Annotated in this window: 27 protein-coding genes; 23 read left to right on the top strand and 4 right to left on the bottom strand. The window is 35.8% G+C overall.

All coding sequences use genetic code 11. The annotated features are described in order from the left end of the window. Both QZV03_RS08500 and QZV03_RS08495 read right to left on the bottom strand, forming a co-directional pair. Window positions 1–1,665 carry an AMP-binding protein gene (locus QZV03_RS08500; protein ID WP_296875832.1) on the bottom strand — a complete coding sequence of 555 codons (1,665 nt, stop codon included), beginning with the start codon at window positions 1,663–1,665 and terminating at the stop codon, window positions 1–3. A gap of 20 nt (window positions 1,666–1,685) precedes the next feature. After that, window positions 1,686–2,237: a helix-turn-helix domain-containing protein gene (locus tag QZV03_RS08495; RefSeq protein ID WP_296875831.1), complete on the bottom strand. Its 552-nt coding sequence runs from the start codon at window positions 2,235–2,237 to the stop codon at window positions 1,686–1,688. 229 nt (window positions 2,238–2,466) lie between these two features. On the opposite strand from QZV03_RS08495, the gene QZV03_RS08490 reads away from it, so the two are divergent. After that, window positions 2,467–2,838: a hypothetical protein gene (locus QZV03_RS08490; protein WP_296875830.1), complete on the top strand. Its 372-nt coding sequence runs from the start codon at window positions 2,467–2,469 to the stop codon at window positions 2,836–2,838. A 12-nt stretch (window positions 2,839–2,850) separates the two neighbouring features. Here QZV03_RS08490 and QZV03_RS08485 read toward each other — a convergent pair whose 3' ends face one another. Together QZV03_RS08485 and QZV03_RS08480 are read right to left on the bottom strand one after the other, a co-directional pair. Next, complete coding sequence (locus QZV03_RS08485) at window positions 2,851–3,660, bottom strand: CPBP family intramembrane glutamic endopeptidase (RefSeq protein ID WP_296875829.1); 810 nt, start codon at window positions 3,658–3,660, stop codon at window positions 2,851–2,853. An 8-nt stretch (window positions 3,661–3,668) separates the two neighbouring features. Further along, complete coding sequence (locus tag QZV03_RS08480; RefSeq protein WP_296875828.1) at window positions 3,669–4,601, bottom strand: NAD-dependent epimerase/dehydratase family protein; 933 nt, start codon at window positions 4,599–4,601, stop codon at window positions 3,669–3,671. 112 nt (window positions 4,602–4,713) lie between these two features. Between QZV03_RS08480 and QZV03_RS08475 the strand changes: the two genes are divergently transcribed. The 22 genes from QZV03_RS08475 to QZV03_RS08370 are packed head-to-tail and all read left to right on the top strand — an operon-like array spanning window position 4,714 to window position 18,786. Continuing rightward, window positions 4,714–5,103 (top strand): energy-converting hydrogenase A subunit A EhaA, encoded by a 390-nt coding sequence (locus tag QZV03_RS08475; RefSeq protein ID WP_296875827.1) that lies wholly within the window; start codon window positions 4,714–4,716, stop codon window positions 5,101–5,103. Then, window positions 5,096–5,593 (top strand): hypothetical protein, encoded by a 498-nt coding sequence (locus QZV03_RS08470; protein ID WP_296875826.1) that lies wholly within the window; start codon window positions 5,096–5,098, stop codon window positions 5,591–5,593. The genes QZV03_RS08475 and QZV03_RS08470 overlap by 8 nt, the downstream gene beginning before the upstream one ends. Before the next feature lie 4 nt (window positions 5,594–5,597). Then, window positions 5,598–5,846 (top strand): DUF2109 domain-containing protein, encoded by a 249-nt coding sequence (locus tag QZV03_RS08465; protein WP_296875859.1) that lies wholly within the window; start codon window positions 5,598–5,600, stop codon window positions 5,844–5,846. Between the two features lie 4 nt (window positions 5,847–5,850). Then, a complete protein-coding gene (locus QZV03_RS08460; protein WP_296875825.1) occupies window positions 5,851–6,117 on the top strand; it encodes an EhaD family protein in 267 nt (88 codons plus the stop codon). Beyond that, the gene (locus tag QZV03_RS08455) at window positions 6,114–6,374 is read left to right on the top strand and encodes a DUF2107 family protein (RefSeq protein ID WP_296875824.1); all 261 of its coding nucleotides are present in this window, start codon (window positions 6,114–6,116) and stop codon (window positions 6,372–6,374) included. Before QZV03_RS08460 ends, QZV03_RS08455 begins: the two co-directional genes overlap by 4 nt. Further along, window positions 6,371–6,964, top strand: coding sequence for an EhaF family protein (locus QZV03_RS08450; RefSeq protein ID WP_296875823.1), 594 nt, complete (start codon window positions 6,371–6,373; stop codon window positions 6,962–6,964). The genes QZV03_RS08455 and QZV03_RS08450 overlap by 4 nt, the downstream gene beginning before the upstream one ends. Beyond that, window positions 6,964–7,644, top strand: coding sequence for an EhaG family protein (locus QZV03_RS08445; protein WP_296875822.1), 681 nt, complete (start codon window positions 6,964–6,966; stop codon window positions 7,642–7,644). The genes QZV03_RS08450 and QZV03_RS08445 overlap by 1 nt, the downstream gene beginning before the upstream one ends. A gap of 5 nt (window positions 7,645–7,649) precedes the next feature. After that, the gene (locus QZV03_RS08440; protein ID WP_296875821.1) at window positions 7,650–8,324 is read left to right on the top strand and encodes a proton-conducting transporter membrane subunit; all 675 of its coding nucleotides are present in this window, start codon (window positions 7,650–7,652) and stop codon (window positions 8,322–8,324) included. A 9-nt stretch (window positions 8,325–8,333) separates the two neighbouring features. After that, the gene (locus tag QZV03_RS08435; RefSeq protein ID WP_296875820.1) at window positions 8,334–8,549 is read left to right on the top strand and encodes a DUF788 domain-containing protein; all 216 of its coding nucleotides are present in this window, start codon (window positions 8,334–8,336) and stop codon (window positions 8,547–8,549) included. 9 nt (window positions 8,550–8,558) lie between these two features. Continuing rightward, the gene (locus tag QZV03_RS08430; protein ID WP_296875819.1) at window positions 8,559–9,431 is read left to right on the top strand and encodes a respiratory chain complex I subunit 1 family protein; all 873 of its coding nucleotides are present in this window, start codon (window positions 8,559–8,561) and stop codon (window positions 9,429–9,431) included. Continuing rightward, window positions 9,428–9,682: a hypothetical protein gene (locus QZV03_RS08425; protein ID WP_296875818.1), complete on the top strand. Its 255-nt coding sequence runs from the start codon at window positions 9,428–9,430 to the stop codon at window positions 9,680–9,682. The genes QZV03_RS08430 and QZV03_RS08425 overlap by 4 nt, the downstream gene beginning before the upstream one ends. Window positions 9,683–9,690: 8 nt before the next feature. Then, on the top strand, window positions 9,691–9,990 hold the full coding sequence (locus QZV03_RS08420; RefSeq protein WP_296875817.1) for an energy-converting hydrogenase subunit EhaL family protein: 300 nt from the start codon (window positions 9,691–9,693) through the stop codon (window positions 9,988–9,990). 9 nt (window positions 9,991–9,999) lie between these two features. Then, on the top strand, window positions 10,000–10,392 hold the full coding sequence (locus QZV03_RS08415) for a DUF1959 family protein (protein ID WP_296875816.1): 393 nt from the start codon (window positions 10,000–10,002) through the stop codon (window positions 10,390–10,392). Window positions 10,393–10,426: 34 nt separating this feature from the next. Next, window positions 10,427–10,876, top strand: a complete 450-nt coding sequence (locus QZV03_RS08410) for an NADH-quinone oxidoreductase subunit B family protein (RefSeq protein ID WP_296875815.1) — start codon at window positions 10,427–10,429, stop codon at window positions 10,874–10,876. Continuing rightward, on the top strand, window positions 10,873–11,997 hold the full coding sequence (locus QZV03_RS08405; protein WP_296875814.1) for a nickel-dependent hydrogenase large subunit: 1,125 nt from the start codon (window positions 10,873–10,875) through the stop codon (window positions 11,995–11,997). The genes QZV03_RS08410 and QZV03_RS08405 overlap by 4 nt, the downstream gene beginning before the upstream one ends. Further along, the gene (locus tag QZV03_RS08400; protein ID WP_296875813.1) at window positions 11,998–13,026 is read left to right on the top strand and encodes a 4Fe-4S binding protein; all 1,029 of its coding nucleotides are present in this window, start codon (window positions 11,998–12,000) and stop codon (window positions 13,024–13,026) included. Further along, on the top strand, window positions 13,023–14,390 hold the full coding sequence (locus tag QZV03_RS08395) for a 4Fe-4S binding protein (RefSeq protein ID WP_342764235.1): 1,368 nt from the start codon (window positions 13,023–13,025) through the stop codon (window positions 14,388–14,390). Before QZV03_RS08400 ends, QZV03_RS08395 begins: the two co-directional genes overlap by 4 nt. 3 nt (window positions 14,391–14,393) lie before the next feature. Beyond that, window positions 14,394–15,437, top strand: coding sequence for a hypothetical protein (locus tag QZV03_RS08390; protein WP_296875810.1), 1,044 nt, complete (start codon window positions 14,394–14,396; stop codon window positions 15,435–15,437). A gap of 9 nt (window positions 15,438–15,446) precedes the next feature. Further along, window positions 15,447–16,337: a formylmethanofuran--tetrahydromethanopterin N-formyltransferase gene (locus QZV03_RS08385; protein WP_296875808.1), complete on the top strand. Its 891-nt coding sequence runs from the start codon at window positions 15,447–15,449 to the stop codon at window positions 16,335–16,337. A gap of 9 nt (window positions 16,338–16,346) precedes the next feature. Further along, the gene (locus tag QZV03_RS08380; RefSeq protein WP_296875807.1) at window positions 16,347–17,285 is read left to right on the top strand and encodes a carbohydrate kinase family protein; all 939 of its coding nucleotides are present in this window, start codon (window positions 16,347–16,349) and stop codon (window positions 17,283–17,285) included. A 20-nt stretch (window positions 17,286–17,305) separates the two neighbouring features. Next, the gene (locus QZV03_RS08375; RefSeq protein ID WP_296875805.1) at window positions 17,306–18,136 is read left to right on the top strand and encodes a 4Fe-4S binding protein; all 831 of its coding nucleotides are present in this window, start codon (window positions 17,306–17,308) and stop codon (window positions 18,134–18,136) included. 14 nt (window positions 18,137–18,150) lie between these two features. Further along, window positions 18,151–18,786, top strand: a complete 636-nt coding sequence (locus QZV03_RS08370) for an HPP family protein (RefSeq protein WP_296875804.1) — start codon at window positions 18,151–18,153, stop codon at window positions 18,784–18,786. Window positions 18,787–18,956 lie beyond the last annotated feature (170 nt).

Genomic DNA, 18,956 nt, shown 5'->3' with positions numbered 1-18,956 from the left:
TCATTGATTATCGTTTTCTCTTATTTCAACTCTTCTTATTTTACCACTGATTGTTTCTGGAATTTCATCTGTGTATTCAATCATTCTTGGGTATTTATAAGGAGCTGTAACTCTTTTAACATGATTTTGAATGTCTTTTGTAAGTGAATCTGATGGTTCAAAGCCAGGCTGCAATATGATTGTTGCCTTTACGATTTGGCCTCTCACTTCATCAGGATAAGCGGTAATTGCACAGTTTTGGACTGCTTCGTGTGATAATACTGCACTTTCAACTTCGTACGGTCCGATACGGTAACCTGAAGACTTGATTATGTCGTCGTTTCTTCCAACAAAGTGGACGTATCCGTCCTCATCTATCCATGCGGTGTCTCCGCAGTGGTAGTATCCGTGATGGATCTGCTTTTTGTATTTTTCATCATCATTGACGTAATCCTTAAACAGTCCTGGATTAGGACCGTCTTCTAATTTGAAACAAAGTTCTCCTTCGTCACCGATTTCCACGCTTTCATGATTTTCATCAAGCAGTCTCAAATCAAACAATGGGGAAGGTTTTCCGATGGATCCCACTTTTGCATCCAACCATATGAATGTTCCAATTGATAATGTGGTTTCTGTCTGACCGAATCCTTCCTTAATTCTCAAACCTGAGATGTCATAGAATCTTTCTGAAACCTCCGGAGGAAGTGGTTCTCCTGCAGTGGTTACATATGTCATGTTTGAAAAGTCATATCCTTGGATATTTTCCTTAATCAGGAATCTGTAGACTGTTGGTGGTGCACAGAAAGTGTTCACCTTGTATTTTATAACATTCTCCAATAATTTTATTCCATTGAATCTGTCGTAATCGTAAATGAATATTGAGGTTCCTGCAATCCATTGACCGTAAAGGTTTCCCCATACTGCTTTTCCCCAACCGGTATCGGCAGCGGTATGGTGAATTCCATCCTCTACAACGTTATGCCAATATTTTGCAGTTGGAATGTGTCCTAATGAGTAGGTATGTTTATGTGATACCATTTTTGGAAGTCCGCTGGTTCCGGAGGTAAAGTAGATTAAAAAGATTTCTTCTGCATAGGTTTTGTCTTCTCCGGTAGGTCTTTCAAATACCGGACTTTCCTCTTTTATTGCCTCATTGAAGTTTATCCAACCGTCCCTTTCGGTTTCGATAACTAATTTAGGTATGTCAATGCCCAGAGATTTTTCTGCTTCTTCATAATCTGGAAGTAATGTGTCCTCTTCAATTGAGACTACCATTTTCACATTTGCCTCTTTTAACCTGAAGTCAAGGTCATGAAGCTTGAGCATGTGTGTTCCAGGAATTGGTATTGCACCGATTTTATGTAGTGCAACCATACAGAACCACCATTCGTATCTGTTTTTAAGGGTGAGCATTACACAGTCACCTTTTTTGATTCCTAATCTTTTGAATAGGTTTGCAGTTCTGTTGGAGTATTCCTTCATGTCTTTGAATGTGAAGGTATGCTCCTCATCATGGTCGTTTACCCAGATAAGTGCGATTTTTTCAGGATCGATTTCGGCGTATTTGTCTACTACATCAAATCCGAAATTGTAATCATCTTCATATTTAAGCTTAAAATTTTCGTAAAAGTCTTCATAAGAGTTGAAATCAACTCTTTCTACAAAATCTCCTATAACTGAAGTCATTAAATTATCTCCTATAAATATTATATTATTACTGCTAAGAATTTAGCGGGTTTGTCGTTAAGCGCTACCATCGCGTGTCTGTGTGCTGAATCGAAGAATATTGAATCTCCTTCATTGAGCACGATTTCGTTGTTGTGGATATATATTTTTAAGGAACCTTCTAGGACATAGTTGAATTCCTGTCCTGGGTGGGAGTTAAGTGAAGGCACAGGGTTCTTTTCAGGGTCTACCACCACGATAAAGGTTTCAGCCTTTTTGTGAATGAAATTAGAACATAGGTTTTGATGTGTGTATTCCTTTCTTCTGTCGACTGAAACTCCCTTGTCTGCACGGGTAACATCGAAGATGCTCATTCTGCTTTCTTCACCTGTTAATAATAATCCTAAATCAACTTTGAAAATCTGTGCAAGTTCGTATAAGAAGCTTGCTGGAATGTCTACTTCAGCGTTTTCATATTGGATGTAGGTTTCTTGGGTAATGTTCAAGTCATCTGCAATTTCTTTAATAGTAATGTCGGACAATTCTCTCAATTCTCTAATTCTATTTCCAATATCTTTGTTGTATTCATTCATTTTTTAAACACCTATTTTTCTAATTGATTTTATAAGTATATTATAATATATATTATAATATTATATGTTTTAATTTTCGAATTATATAAACCTTGTTAAGAATCGTTGGAATTTATTGTAAATCAGTTGAACAAAAAATTTTTAATTGGTAAATGATGTTACATTTTTAGAAAGTTTTATATATTTCAAACAATAATTTTAATTTAATAAAATTAGGGAGTATATAAAAATGTCATCTAATGATATTGGTACTAATGTAATATTCAAAAAACAATTAGGTTTAAACTACGAAATTGATCAAAAATACGTCGGTTTAAAAATGAAGGAGAATAACATATTGTCTATTAATTTCAGAGTACCGGGAGCTTTAAAGGATGAAATTGAAGCATACTTTAAAAAATTTAAATTAGGTGAGCCAATAATGGTCGATATTGGTGGAACCGGTGACATCAAATGTGACTTTAAAGGATTATCACCAGTTCTTAAAAATAAAGATGAATTAGACCAATACTTTATCTCAGCTACAGTACAAGAAGATAAACAGTATGATCCTTTAGAAGAAGAAAAATGTGAAACTTGTAGTGGATGCGGATTCCACTAACTTTAACTTTTTTTAGATATACTCATTTTTGAGCTTTTTGGCTTCTTTTATAATGTAAATTATTAACAGTACTGACCCGATTATTGATATGATTAATGATGGTATGACTAGCGGGAATTGTGCCAGGAAAATGTCTATCTGTGTAGTTTCAAGTATTGTTGCCACAAGATTATTTATGAAATGAACGCTCATCGGAATCAGGATATTGTCTGTTTTTAGGTATAGTATGCACATGCAGATTCCAAACAGGAATGCGCTTGTCATTCCTCCGAAGTCATGTCCGATTGCAAAGAGAAATGATGAGATTAGCATTGCAGGTATGATTCCTGTTCTGATTTTAAGCCTATTGAATAGGACTCCTCTAAATACAAGTTCCTCCACAATCGGTGCAAAAATTATAGATCCGATGGCTTCAAGGATAATTACGCCTGCATCGACATTTATGGTTTCAATGTCCCACATTGATATCCAGTTCGGATCATTGAATCCGCTTATTATGTCTGCTGTGGATATCAGAAGCATGAATAGTGATGCAAACAGTAAGTTGATTAAAAATACGTACAAGATCTCTTTTTTATTGCTGTCTTCAAACAGATTTTCAATGTTTCTGTCAAGACCTCGTGTGCCTCGAAGTGCCCAGATAAACAATATTGCACCTATCAAAAAGAATACGATAAAGAACAATTCGTTGGATTCGTAAATTTCCGGAAAAATGGCTACGGCTATTCCGCTCAATATCACGGTTATGATTATTCCGACAATCAAATCCCTGATTTGAATTGTTCTTAGACGAACATTGAAATCGGTTACACTTTTATCCATAAAGTCACCTATAAGATTGTTCTAAACCAGTTGACAGTTTCCTGAAGTTGTGATTCGAAATTGGATGAATCAATCTTTAAATTGATTTTTTCCATGTTGCTTACATCTGCAAGGGAATGCCTGACATCTCCTAAGCGTTCTGGAAGATATTTAGGTTCCAGTTCGCTTCCCAGGGTGTCCCTGATTATCTCATATAATCTGTTTATTGTTATCTTTTTACCTGATGCAACATTCACCGCTCCATTGTAGTTTGATTTGCATGCGTTGATGTTTGCCTTAACGACATCTTCGACATAGACAAAATCACGGGTCTGTTCACCGTCTCCGTATATTTTCGCAGGTTTTCCTTCAAGAAGTGAACTGATGAAGTTTGGCATCACTGCCGCATAATGTGAATTCTTGTCCTGTTTTGGTCCAAAGACGTTGAAGTATCTTAATGCAGTGTAGTTTAGTCCGTAACTTTCATAAAATGACTTTAAGTAAACTTCACAGTTTGCCTTTGAAGCTGCATAGGGGGAAGTAGGCATGAACGGTTCTGTTTCTTTAAGGGGCATGTTTGTGTTCTGGCCATAGACGGCGGATGAGGATGAAAAGACGATTTTTTTAACATCATTGTCAACTGCTGATTTTAAAAGCTTAACGGTAGTATTGACATTTATTTCATTGCATTCTACTGGTTTTTCAACACTCAACGGCACACTTGCCATGGCTGCCATATGAAAAATATAATCTGTTCTGGAAGTAATGTCATCCAAATTAGTTTTACACAGATCTTCGTGGATAAATTCCAGATTATCGTGTTCAGGGTCGTTTAAATTTTTAATGTTTCCTGTGGATAGATTATCAATAATTGTAATCTCATTATCGTTTATTAATTCATTAGCGATATGAGAACCTATAAATCCTGCTCCACCGGTAATTAATATCTTTTTATTTTTCATTAAGCCACCATTAATTAATTTAAATTATAATTAAGCATCTATTACTATTTTTAAGTAACAATGTTTATATATTTTTATATGTATATTATTTTAATAAGAGGAGTCTAATAATATGTTTGATTTAGTGTTTGATACCATATATTTTGCTTCGTATAGTAATTTTTATGGGCTAGGCAGTGTAAGCATATCTTTATTTGATGTTATATTAGCTTATATTCTAACAATCTTATGTTCCATTATTGTAGCTTTAGTTTTAAGGTTACCGTTACTTCCTAGCAAACCATATAGGTATTCTTTTGATGTAAGTGCATTATATCCGACTCCAATAATAGCTATTGGGATTTTTTCAATATTTTTAGTTTTAAATTATACTTTCATGTATAATGGTTTGGTTTTGGCAGCTATTATAGGTGTTTTATCAGCATTATTTGTGAAATATTTGTTTGATTTTGTATTTCCAAAACCTCTGAATGATAATACGGGAGAGGATATAAATGAATGAGGTAATTGGAATAATAATTGCCGCAATTCTTTGTTGGTTGAATTTTGTAATTGTGGATACATATTTCGGACTTCCCGAGCAGCCTGGTGTAAGAGGAGCCAGGATTATTGGAAAAGATGTAGAAAAAAGAGGGGGAGATATCGCTGGTGGATTCTTCCAAGGAAACATTTTATGTTCTCCTGATGCGTCTGCTGGTACTTTAATGGCTTCTATTGGATATATGCTTTTAGGAATTCCTGGAGGGATTATTGCAGCATTCCTTATTTTTATTGGAAATAGGTTATGTGCTGATCCGGGATATGCAGGAACTACAGGTTCTTTAACAGCTACTGTAATAATATTTTTAACTTCATTCATCGGTTTAACTCCTGAAATGTTTATTGTAGGTATGGTTATAGCCATTTTCACAATAATGGGAATAGACCAAGCAAGAATGTCTGTAGTATTGGGAAAAATCGCTGAAAAATTCAATAGGCATGCTAGAGAGTGATTATATGTATGTTGAAATTATTGGAATTATAGTCATATTCGTAGCATTAAGGGCTTTAGTAACACAAAACAGGGCTGAAAGACTATTATATTTAAATGTTATCGGTTTTGGTGTTTCTGCAATTATTGCATTATTGATTAACACACCGTTTGCTCTTGTTGTTGCTGCAGCGTTCTTTATTTGTTCAACTATTAGTGCTAATGCTATTGCATATACTTTAAAAAGACTAGATGATGAGATATTGTTGGAGTGATATTATGGAGTTTCTAGTTTCAATAATTGCAATGGCTTTAATGCTTATAGGTTCATTTGGCATAATATTTCTGAAAAAACCTTTGGATAAGGTCATAATGTTTTCAATATTGGATGTGGGATTTGTTTTGGTTATTGCTTTGTTTAGGTATTTGGATGTTGCAATGTTTGCAGCGCTGGCAGGTCCGCTATCCACATTAGTATTTATCTTATCAATAGTTAAAATAAAAGAGATTAGACAAAATAAACTTGCAAGTGGTGAGATTCAATGATTGATGTTAATTTATTCTTTTATTTCGGTATCTTTTTAGCGATTGTCGGAAGCCTTGCCACCGCATGGGGTCCGGGAGTTAACGATCCGATTGTAAGGACATTCAATACTGAAGTCGCATCCATTGGAGTCTGTCTGGTATTGCTATGCTACAATCATGTATTGGCATTGTTGACATTGCTTGCAACTACTGTTATTATCAGTTTGATTTTATTTAGAGCAATCATTCGTTTGGAAGAGATGGGGGCAGATGTATGAGGATTGGAGTTTTATGGAATAAACTGGCAGACCCTAAGAATATTCCACGTCTTTTTGCATTCAGCCTTGGAATTATTTTAATCGTTGGATTGATTGTGCCTTTGGCTTTGAATCCTGACCAGTTGTATGTCAGGCCCGCTCCACAGGAGCAAATAGATGAAGGTTTGGCAATAGCACCATATGATAGGGGAGGACAACCGTTAACCCAACCTGGAGAAATTGATCCTCAGTATCCGGAAAATGCTGAGAGTTTGGGAATGATTACAGGTTATATGTCACCTCTGGCGCAGTGGATATCATCAATTTCACCTTACTTCGGAACTTCAATATATTCATCCCCAGGAGGACTTATAGATGAAATTCTGTATTATACAAGAGGTTTCGATACAATTTTGGAATCAAGCATACTGATGATGTCATTTATCATCGCTTCATGGTTATCTATCAATTATACAATGAACAGGAAAAATGATGAAAACGAAATCAAAAAGGATTTCAAAAAGGCCATAAATGATTCAGCACATGTGGCAAAAGAAGTTAAAGCTAATGACATTAAGGCAAGATCAAAGCAATTGAGGAGGGATAACTGATGTTTGTTCCTCAGGCATTTATTAGCATGTATCTTCCTGCAATATATGCGGGATTGATTGTCGGTTTTATTGCAACCATGGCAATAGCAATGAAAAGAAGAGAATTGCACATTCTCATATTGACCGACCTTGTAGGTCTTGCTATGATATTCGTTGTTTCAGCGGTTGGAACAGACCTTGCTGAAGCATTAATTTTACCTGGTCTGGTAGTTGAACTGGCTGAGACATTGGCCATTTCAGAAATTCTGATTACAAGGGAAATGCGTAAAATTGAACAGGATCCAAGAGCAAATCTGTCTAAATCCTCTTCAATGTTTCCTCAGGCATTCTCCCTGGATATGGAGATTATGACTACCGCACCTAATTTCATCGCATTGGTACTGATTGGATATGGTATATTTTTAACTGGTTTTACTGGTGGAGCAGTAGCTGGTGGAGGAATAGTATTGTATGCCATTTCCAAAAAAGCAAGAGGACTTCCAGTATTGATATTGGATGGTGTTGCAGGAGTTTCAGGTATTGCATGGTGTTTATGGATAGTAGGTTTCTTACTGTTCTTTGTAACTCCACAATACTGGCTATTGAGTTTATTCCTGGCAGCATGTGGATTATTATTAAAAGTAGCTTCCAAAGTGGGTTTGATAGGCCTGCTTATGAGAGAGGATATTGATAAGGAGTAGATAATATGGATTTCGTTACACTTGGAGGAAATTTGCTTGGAACAATTCCACTTGGAGACATTGTACTATATTTAAATCCATTTAATTTGTTCCTTTTTGCAGTGTTGCTTGGTTTTACTGCATTGATTGCTGTAAGTAAACCTGAAACACAAATTGAGGCGGCTAAATTTAATACTCTTGGCATTGCTGAGGTTAAAGTTGATGAAAAGGAATTTAGACAAAGAAGATTTTTATCAATAATCTGTGGTATTGCATCTGCTGGAGCAATGATAACTGGAGATTTGTTCAACTTCACATTATTCATGGCTTTGGTGGGTATTTTAAATATAGGTATTGTATCTGCAGTAAAACAGACTAGTGTTTTGAATTCTGCATTCAATTATGGTTTGATTGCCATGATGTGCAGTTTGCCGCTATTCGGAGGTGCAGCTATAATTCTTGCATCAACAGGTACATTGTCACTTCAAGTATTGTCACAGATGCCTGCAAATCCAATGGTGGTTTTTGGTGCAGTATTGATGTTACTGGGAATTTTAGGTGAAAGTGGTGTGGCACCATTCTTTGCAAGTAAGGCGGAGATGTTTAGAACTCCAGGTTCTCCATTCATTGTTATAATTCACTTAAGTTCATTATTTATTATCGTAAGGGCTGTTGAAATTTTATTATTGGTATTGTGGTAAGTGGTTAAAATGGATAGTCAAAAACTCATAAGTATTATAGTATTGGTATTATCAACAATAGCAATCCTTGCATGCTTGGTTATAGACTTTGCAGTATGGATAGTCTATACAATTGCTATTTTCGGTATTCCAGCTTGGATTTTATCTTTAGGTTTGCTAACAATGGCTAAACCAAAACCTGAAGATGTTGAAGGAAGGTTAAAAGAACCATTTACTGGATATTAGGGTGGTATTGTGAATTTAATGGCAAATATTTTAATTCAGGTAATTATTGCATTTCTGGCGGGAAGCCTGCTTTTGGGATTGCATAGAAAAATCATGGCACGTGTCCAAAGACGTCCGGGACCACCTATTATACAGCACTTGTTACATTCATTGAAATTTTTCTTTAAGGAAACAGGTTTTCCAAAAACAGTTTCAAAACCATTTTATATTGGTATAACATTCATACTTGCTTTAATTTGGATTGTTGGTGTAATCGTAGGTCCTGTAGCACATGATTCATTGCTTATACTGTTCGGTGTTTATGCAGTCTATAAGATTGTGGAACACAATTCAGGATCAAGTTCAGGTTCACCGTATGGTAAATTAAGTTGTGTAAGGGCTGTTCTTTCAGCGGCAACAGAACTTCCATTGTTCGCATCAATTGTATTTGTTTATCTTGTGACCGGTACAATGAACATTGGTGAAATCATTGCATACCAGTCTGTTCATGGTCCTTTGATATTCACAGTTCCTCTTGCTGCTTTGATGTTTTTCATGCTGATTATTACAAAATCCCCTTATTCTCCATTTGCAATAACCAAGGATAAGGCTTTAATTTCAGGATTTGAAACTGAGCACTATGGACTTTTAAGAGGGTTTATGCACTTTTCCGAGTCTATTGCTTGGTATGTGATGTTATGGGTATTTTTAACAATATTCTTTGGTCCTCTAACTGCCGTAGGATATTTGGTTGGAATGATTATTATAACTTTCATTACCGGTTTTATCAACGCTACAACACCGATTTTCAGTCCGAATCATTCCGTCATGACCCAGATTACAATCGGAGCTATCTGTTTCTTTGGAACAATTATAATGTTATTTAGCGGAGTGGTAGCATGAATAGTGAAAATGTGATTGTTTATTTTACCGCATTGGTTGCCGTTGGCGTGATAATTGTAGGTTTACTGACAACCCTGTTGCATTCTGTTCTTATTGCTCCAATCGTCGCAATAGGATTGATATTGGCAATATTCCTATTGCTGTCCAAGGGTAATTTTTCCCATAAGATAGAAAGTATAGAGAAATTGTGTTTTATAATAACATTTATAGCAATTATATGCTCATTTATATTGCTTTATAAGCCTATGTAGGAGATATTATGTTAGATTATATGATTTACATACTTGCATTTGTTGTAGGATCCATTCTGGGATTGCTTTACAGTTACAAACAGCATGGTGAACCGTTTGTTGCAGTAACTAATATCAACACTGTTGCATTGGTTCTTGCAATTGTCGGATGGTTTTTGGCATTCAATGCAGGAAACGTTATTTTATCAGCTATCGGTTTTCTCCTCGCAGGATTTGTAATGGGAGAAAGACCAGGTTATGGAAGAAAGGAAACTGCAATTGGATTGATTATATCAGTGATTGTGTACCTGGCTATGCCGATAATTTAGGTGATTTGCATGGATGATGAATCTAAAATGAATTTGATGAAGGAAAGAATACTTGGAAGTTATGCATGGCAGAGAGATATTATAGATCCGCTTTCAAAGGATTATGACTGCACACCTGAAGAATTGAAGGAAGTATTCTTTAAACTCTTCGACATGTCTACTTTGGAGGCAACTCATGGAACATTGGACATAGCACAGGACATCTGTCTTGCCAAGAAATTCCATGCGGATTTACGATTATGCTGGTATATCGGCACTTTGGAGATAATCACTCCTGAAGAGGGTGATGTATTAAAAGAAAAATTAGTTGCCGAGGTCAAATCCGGAAAAAGTTATGAAGATGCCTTAAAGGAAGGCCAAATTGAATTATTTGAATTATTAAAAGAAAAATCAGAATATTAATGTTTATAAATTTATTAAATTATGAGGGAGTACAATGTTAGATGCTATTAGGGATGTTGTGAGAAAAAGCTCTATCCATGTCTGTATTGTAAATTGTGGCGGATGTAATGGTTGCGATGTTGAATGTGTTGCACTGTTATCTCCAAGATACGACTTAGAGCAGTTTGGTATTTATGTTCACAATAATCCTCGTGAAGCTGATGTTCTATTGTTAACCGGTGCAGTAACCGAACAATGGAAAGACAATTTAAAAAGAATTTATGATAAAGCTCCTGAACCAAAAATAGCCGTAGCTGTTGGAAACTGCCCTATATCAGGTGATGTGTTTGCACAGGAAGGGGGTCATGTAAATGCCCCTGCATCAAATTTCATCCCTGTTGCTGCAGAAATTCCAGGATGTCCTCCAAGACCTAGTGAAATTCTAGAAGCTATTCTTGCAGTTGGACCTCAAGCTATTGCTGATAGGGGGAGGGAACAACAATGATAGTGCCTATTGGTCCAATTCACCCTGCTTTAAAGGAACCTATCAGATTAAAACTTCAGACTGAAGGAGAAAGGGTTGTCAAAGCGGAAATTGAATATGGTTATGTTCATAGGGGAATTGAAAAGATAATTGAAGGAAAAACCTGGCAGAAAGGAATATATCTATCTGAAAGAGTCTGTGGTATATGTTCATATGAACACACACAAACCTTTGCAGAGACTATTGAGAAAATCTCCGATGTTGATGTGCCTGTAAGGGCTCAATTTTTAAGAACCATTGCGAATGAGCTCGATAGGATTCAAAGTCATTTGCTTGGAAATTCAACATTCTTCAAATCAATGGATCATGAAACCTTATTCATGCATGTTTTGGAATTGAGGGAATATGCAATGGATTCCATTGAACTTTTAACCGGAAACAGGGTTAACATGGGTTGGAATGTTGTCGGTGGTGTTAGGATGGATGCAGATGAGCGCCACTTTGAGCAAATTCTTAAAAACTTGGAAATTATTGAAGAGGGCTTTGAGAGAACCAGGCAGTTGTTTGCTGAAGGTCCTGCCTTAGCTTTAAGATGTAAGGGCATTGGGGTCATGACCAAAAAAGAAGCTATTAAGGGAAGAGCTGTCGGTCCTATTGGAAGGGCATCAGGAATTACAAAGGATTTCCGTAATGGCCATTATACTTATGATGATTATTTTGACTTTAAGGTGATTACACGTAAGGAAGGGGATAATTACGCAAGAACATTAACTAGATTTGATGAAATACCTGAATCAATTAGCATATTGAGGCAGGCAATTGAAAATATACCGAAAGGTGAAGTACGTACTCCTGTAGATTTGAAATCTGGTTATGCAATGCGTCAGAACGAAGCTCCTCGTGGTGAGGTTACCTACATGATTGAAACCAACGGCAGTCTAATCAAGAATATTTCCATTAGAACTCCAAGTATAGCTAATATGGATTCATGTGCAAGATACATGATTCGTGATGTTCCGACCGTTGCGGATGCGGTGGCCACCTATGCAACCAGTGACCCATGTGTTGCATGTGCCGAAAGGGTTGCAATAACCAACGAGGCAGGCAAAACCACAATCAAAAAAATTGATGAGGTGATATAAGTGTCATCTTTGATGTGGTACATTTATGATTTTGCAAGAAAAGCATGGGCAGATACATTTTTAAATGCTAAGAATGAACCTGAAATATCTGAAAAGCCGGAACGTTTCAGGGATTTTCCAAAAGTTAACAAGGAATATTGTATCGGATGCGGCGCATGTACTGTTTCATGCCCTTCACCGAATGCAATCAAACTGGTTCGTGATGAGGACACAGAAGAAGGAGTGGGCATGACATATCCGGTAATCAAGCCGGGAGCATGTATCCGTTGCGGATTCTGTGCTGAAGTATGTCCTACTGATCCTAAAACATTGGAATGTGGTCAAAATCATTTGATATTGCCTGAATTCAATATTATTCCTTCAAAAAGACAGTATATTGTTGACGATTATTTATGTATTAAATGTAAGAAATGTCTGAAGAAATGTCCTGTTGAGGCAATCAGTGAAATTGATGGAAAGGTTGTAGTTGACCAGCTTAAGTGTATCAGTTGTGGGGAGTGTGTAGATGTCTGTCCTGTAAATGGGGCTATGAAGGCAGTGTTTGTGGACAATCTACAGGACCAAAAAGACCTGATACTTTTATGTGTCGATTATCTTGAAGAATACGTCAATTCAAAAGAGGAGGATTTAAGGTCACTTGAAAAAGACGGACTCCTGCAGTATGATGTGCCAATCTCAGCAATATGGGACAAGGCATTGAAGATTATTCCTGATGATGAGATTGCATTGGAGATTATGACCAATGCCGTAAACAGGCTGAAAGTAAGAATTATTGATTGGGATAAGGATAAATGTAAAAAATGTCAGTTGTGTATTCCTGATTGTCCGACCGGATGTATTTCCTTTGATGAAAATGCAGATACAATCGTAAGGGATAAGGATAAATGTTTACGCTGTAGTATTTGTTACCAGACATGTCCGTTCTCAGTAATCAAATACTTCATATCCAAGTTCTCAATAGATGACGGTGAAAATATTCATATTACAGTAAAATCATCCAACCTGAATGATGATTTGTTAATGGAGTGAGAGTTATGATTGATAGTTTTACCAAAACACCAAGGCCATTAAGGCATGTTGATGTGGATTATGTTATCGACCAGACTAGGTGCGCTAAATGTAGCGACAAGCCTTGTCTTGACTCTTGTCCTATTGATGCCATTTATATGGATGAAAGTGACGGTCTTGTTAAATTGAAAACCACTTGCTTTGGATGTGTATTATGTCGTAATGCTTGTCCTGAAGATGCAATATCTCTTGATGTTAAAATGGATCCTCCATTAAAGGAAAATGTTCCAAACATCAATGTAAAATTGTGTAAGGCATGTGGAGCATGTGTTCAGGCATGTAAAAACGGTTCAATTCATATTGTAGCAAATGGAAATGAAGAACCTCACAGTCAGATAGATAAGGACACATGCGTAAGATGCGGATATTGTTTCAGGGTATGTCCGACCGATGCTATCAAGTATGGTGAATTGCTTCCAAAAACCGTTAAGGGAGGTAAGGCCATTGTTGTTAATCAAAAGCAGTGTATCGGCTGTATGACCTGTACCAGAGTATGTCCTTCAATGGGTGCGATTAATGTTGGAAGAACCAATAAGCTGCCTTACATCAATCCAGGATACTGTGCAAGATGTGAGGAATGTATGCATTCATGTCCTTCAACAGCAATCAGATATTCATCACGTAAAAAAGCCTATAAGATGTATAGTGAGATTAAATCCTATGATATCGTTTCCAGTATCATTGATCATGATGTCAAAAGATTGTCTCTTGATTTAATCAGTTTAAATAAAGTTTTACAAAAAGTCGGAAATGCCATTGCTTTAGAGTTCAATGACCAAAGATTCGAGCATTTCATCGAGTATAAAGTAAATGACATGATGGAACGTGAACTCAAAATCAGTCTTGACACCAGTATTGAAGTTGATAAGTTCACAAAACTTGTCGGGTCATATCTGATGGACAGAAACATTGAGGTTTATGACAACAAGTGTATTGCATGTGGTGAATGTTTCAATGTCTGTCCTGTAGGCGCAATTAAGGTAAATGGACCAAATCCTATTTCCATCAGTGATGACTGTATATACTGTGGAAAATGTGTTGAAGTCTGTCAGTTTGATGCAATCGGTGCCTATGACGATTACTTCTACAGTAAAGACCAGGATTTATATTATGCCAGATCCTATCTCTACAAGCAGAGGGAAGGTGACTTCTCACTTTCAGATGACAAGTGTCAGGCATGTGCGATTTGTGTTAAAAACTGTCCTGTTGACGCTTTAACATTGAATGATGACAAGATTGAATTTGATGGTGAAAAGTGTATTTATTGCAGAAACTGTGAAGCTATTTGTCCGTTGGATGCAATCAGAATTGTTAATTTCAGGTGAATCATGTTTGAAAAATCATATATTACGGACTGTGAAGGGCCATTGACCCTGAATGATAATGCCTATGAGATGGCAGACAAGTTTATCGAAAATGGCGGGGAATTATTTAAGATTCTTAGTTTGTATGATGACTATATTGTAGATATAGTTAAAAAAGAGAATTATAAGGCAGGCAATACCCTAAAGTTAATCCTGCCGTTCTTTGTAGTTGAAAATCTTACAAATCAGGATTTCATTGATTTTTCAAAAGATAACATTTATGCTGTGAGGGATTCAAAATTCCTATTAAATTACTTGAAGAATGCTATGAATACTTATATAGTTAGTACCAGCTATGGCCAATATATTGAAGCTGTGTCTAATTATATGCAATTGCCATTTGAAAATACATTTTATACTAAAGTGGATATAGATTCCTTGAAGTTAAATGATGAAGAAATTAAAAAGATCATTGAATTTAAGGATTTGATTTTGAAAAATCCTGATGATTACGAATTATTTGATGATATTTTCTTCAATCAAATTTCAAAAATGGGCATATATGAGAAAATCGGGGACATTGAAGTTGTCGGTGGGGAAGGTAAGAAATTGGCAATAGATGAAATCATCAGAAGGGATGATATCAATCAGGACCAAATCTTTTACATCGGAGACAGCATAACTGATGTGGAGCCTTTGGCTTTTGCCCATAAGAACAATGGAATAAGCGTATCATTTAACGGTAACGAATATCCTTTAAAAGTGGCGGAAATTGCTATTGTATCTCCAAGTGCTGTAGCTACTGCAGTGATAGCAAACGTTTATGCGGAAAATGATAAAAATTATGTTTTAGAATTTATTAAAGATTATAATGATTCAGAAGATTTGGAAAAAATATTTGATGACTACAATATTGATGAAGATATAAAAAATAAATTTTTTGAAGTATTTGCTGACGAATATCCATTAATTCAAACAGTAACAGATGAAAACTATGAAAAAATACTTAAGGTCAGTAAGGAAATGAGAAACAATATTCGTGGTCAGAATATAGGTGAATTAGGTTAAGGTGTAAAAATGAATTATGATAAAGTGGAAGATACATTCTTTGAAGCTTTCCAAGGAAAATATGTAAGGGCATTAATTACCGGACCAAATGAGTCCATTGTAAAAAGGGCAGCATATGATTCAACTTCAACCCCTAGTGCGGTAATCGGAAGAGTTGAAGGTGGAGTTGAAGGCTTTTTGGATGAATCACAAACTCCCGACGGCAGGTTTGGAGCTATTGTCCAATACTGGCTAGGAGGGGATGATGTTGAAAAATTTGCATTTGAACTGTCCTACAGATTAAGGCAAGATGTGCTGGTTAAACCGTTCACACGTATTTTTGATTACTCAGATAAGGAAAGTGAAGAATATATTGAAATGATGGATATTGTAGGTCACTGCGGAGACGGATTTGAATGGATTGTAGAGGAATATGGAAGAAAAATGATTAACGTTCCTATTGCAGTGCCGGATTTCCAAATTGAAGAAAAGTTCAAAATAAACGATGGAACAATGGGAGGTAACTTCTGGTATCTTTGTGAAACTCCTGAAGCGGTTATTGATGCAGGAGAAGCTATTATTGATGCCATAATGAATGTTGAAGGTGCAACTGCACCATTTGATATTTGTTCAGCCGCTTCAAAACCGGAAACCAATTTCCCTGAAATCGGACCGACTACAAATCACTTTTACTGCCCTTCACTAAAGGAAACCTTGGGTGATGAGTCTAAAGTTCCTGAAGGTGTCAACTATATTCCTGAAGTTGTAATTAATGCAATCGATGAAAAATCAATGAACGAAGCAGTTAAGGCAGGTATTGACGCCGCTTTACAATTTGATGGAGTAATTGGAATATCTGCAGGTAATTTTGATGGTAAACTAGGTGACAAGAATATAAATTTATTAGATATCTTAAAGTAAGGTTTTAAAATGGAAATATTTGATAGTGATTTAAATGCTGAAGTAATTGGATTCGGAGCATTGAATGTTGACAAGCTCTATTCAGTTGAAAATATAGTTTCCAAAGATGAGGAAAGTTTTATCAAAGATGAGACCGATACTCCTGGAGGATCTGCAGCTAATACAATTGTTGGATTGTCCAGACTTGGATGTTCCACTTCAATCATTGGAAAAATTGCAGAGGATGAAGATGGGGATTTAATTGAATACCATTTGGCAATAAATGGCGTTTACTCTAATAATTTGATTTATTCAGAAACCGGCTCTACCGGAAAATGTTTGGGATTTGTAGATTCAAACGGTGAGAGATGCTTATATATTGATCCGGGGGTCAACGATGAAATCAAAATTGATGAGATCAATCCATTAAACATTATGAGATGTAAGATAATGCATTACACATCATTTGTTGGCGATTCATTCAAGACTCAAATCGAATTGTTGGAAAAACTTAGTGATGAATGTTTATTGAGCTTTGATCCTGGTATGCTATATGTCCAAAAGGGTTTTGACGAGCTAAAACCTATACTTGAAAGGACTAATATATTGTTGATAAATGAGTCAGAATTAAGATTATTATGTAATAATGACAAATCCTCAGTAAAGGAATTGGCTGTTGGATTTTTGGATTTGGGAATTGAAACTGTTGTTGTAAAACAGGGTTCTGATGGTGTATTTGCCATTTCAAATAATGAAGAATGTGAAGTTGAAGCATTCGAATGTGAAGTTGTGGACACTACCGGTGCAGGGGACAGTTTCAATAGCGGATTTTTATATTCCTTTTTAAAAGGTTATGATCTTGAAAAATCCTGTAAAATCGGAAATTGGGTGGCCAGCAAATCTATTGAAGGATTTGGTATGGAGAAATTTCCTAATCTAAAAGATTTGGAGGATTTTTTTAATAAATAAATTATTTAGTTGGTATTAAAATGAATGTGTCTTTTATTAAACAGATAAAAAACTTGGAACGTGAAGTTCTTTTAAAATCTGTTGAATTGGATGATGACGGTGATGATTTCCAGTTTGAACTGGATAACTTTAGTACAAACCAGGAAATATTTGCTGTTTCACCGAGATGTGTAAGGTGTAATACCTGTGTTGGAGAATGTCCAGTTAATGCAATCGAGCCAGCTAATATTTTTAGGATGGCTAAGATTACTGATAAGTGTGTTAAATGTGAAATTTGTGTTCAAACTTGTCCGGTTTCAGCCATTAAATTAATTGATAATACTATAAGTTATGATCATGAAGATGAACGCGAAGTTATAGAATATAACCTGGCAAATGTTAGTTGTTCCCATAGGGTAATTCGTATGAACAGCATTTCAATTGATTATACTGTAGATGATAACAATTGGGATGACTGTGCAAATCTATGTCCAACCAATGCATTCACCCTTGAATTCAGGGAGTTCTTTGAAGAAAAAGGCATTGATTTGGGAATAAATTTGATTGATGACGAATTATATCCTCACATCAAGGAAAAAATGTGTATTGGATGTGGGGCATGTAGGGAAATATCTCTAAATGACTTTGCAATTGAATTGGATAGGTATATTGGACCAATTCGTCACACACGTTTGATTGACATTAATCATGAGGCATGTGTAAATTGTTTTTTATGTGAAGAAAATTGTCCGACAGGAGCAATTGAGTTGGTTGATGGTGAAGTAGTTCTTGACAATGACAAATGCATCAGATGTATTGAATGTACAAATCATTGTCCTGTAGGAGCACTAAAAAGAGTTGAAATTGAATAAAATGGGGGCTGTTTATGAGAGCAAAAGAATTGATGGATAAGGATTTTGTATATTTAAATGCTGATGATACAGTGGTTGACGCTTCAAAAGCTATGGAAGATGTCAGACGTTTTACATGTCCAGTTGTAAATGAGAAAAAACAATTAATTGGATGGGTAACTGCATTTGATATTACAAAAGGTCTAAGAGAAGGTAATGATAAGATTTCTGAAATAATGAGTAGTTGTCAGGAGGTTTCAACTGTCCATGAAAACGATCCCGCAAGAAAAGCGGTAATATTGACTGCTAACAATAAATTCGTTACCGTACCGGTTGTCAATGATGACAATCAGGTCATAGGTATGGTTCGTGCATGTGATATTGTTGAGCTTTTATCTGATTTGTATGACATTAAAGTTGAAAGTTTATACAAGGCTATGCAAAACCAGCTTAAAGGTGTAACATGGGAAGAATTGATGTCCGCTTCAGCATTGGTATCCAAAAAGACCACTGGTAAAAAGATTTCAGCTGAAGAATATGAAGCTAACATTATGGATTCAACATTTGGTGAAGCCATTTGGGCTACTGGTGGACTTGAAAAATTCTTTGCAGGTTTAATTTCTGTTGGGGAAATGGTAGTTGCTCGTAGAGTAGGCAGAGCTAAAAAATAATATTTTAGTGATAATCATTTGATTATTGCATTATGGAAAATTTTTTCCATATTCTCTTTTTTTAATTAATTAGGGTGTCCGCCAAAATTAGATTTTGGCAGATTTTGTTATTTTTTTTAAAATATTGTTACTTCGAGTTTTAATTGGTTTTTGATGGATGTGCTTTCGCA

The organism is uncultured Methanobrevibacter sp., from assembly GCF_902788255.1.
Taxonomy (GTDB): Archaea; Methanobacteriota; Methanobacteria; order Methanobacteriales; family Methanobacteriaceae; genus Methanocatella.
This window is presented reverse-complemented; position numbering and strand designations above follow the sequence as displayed.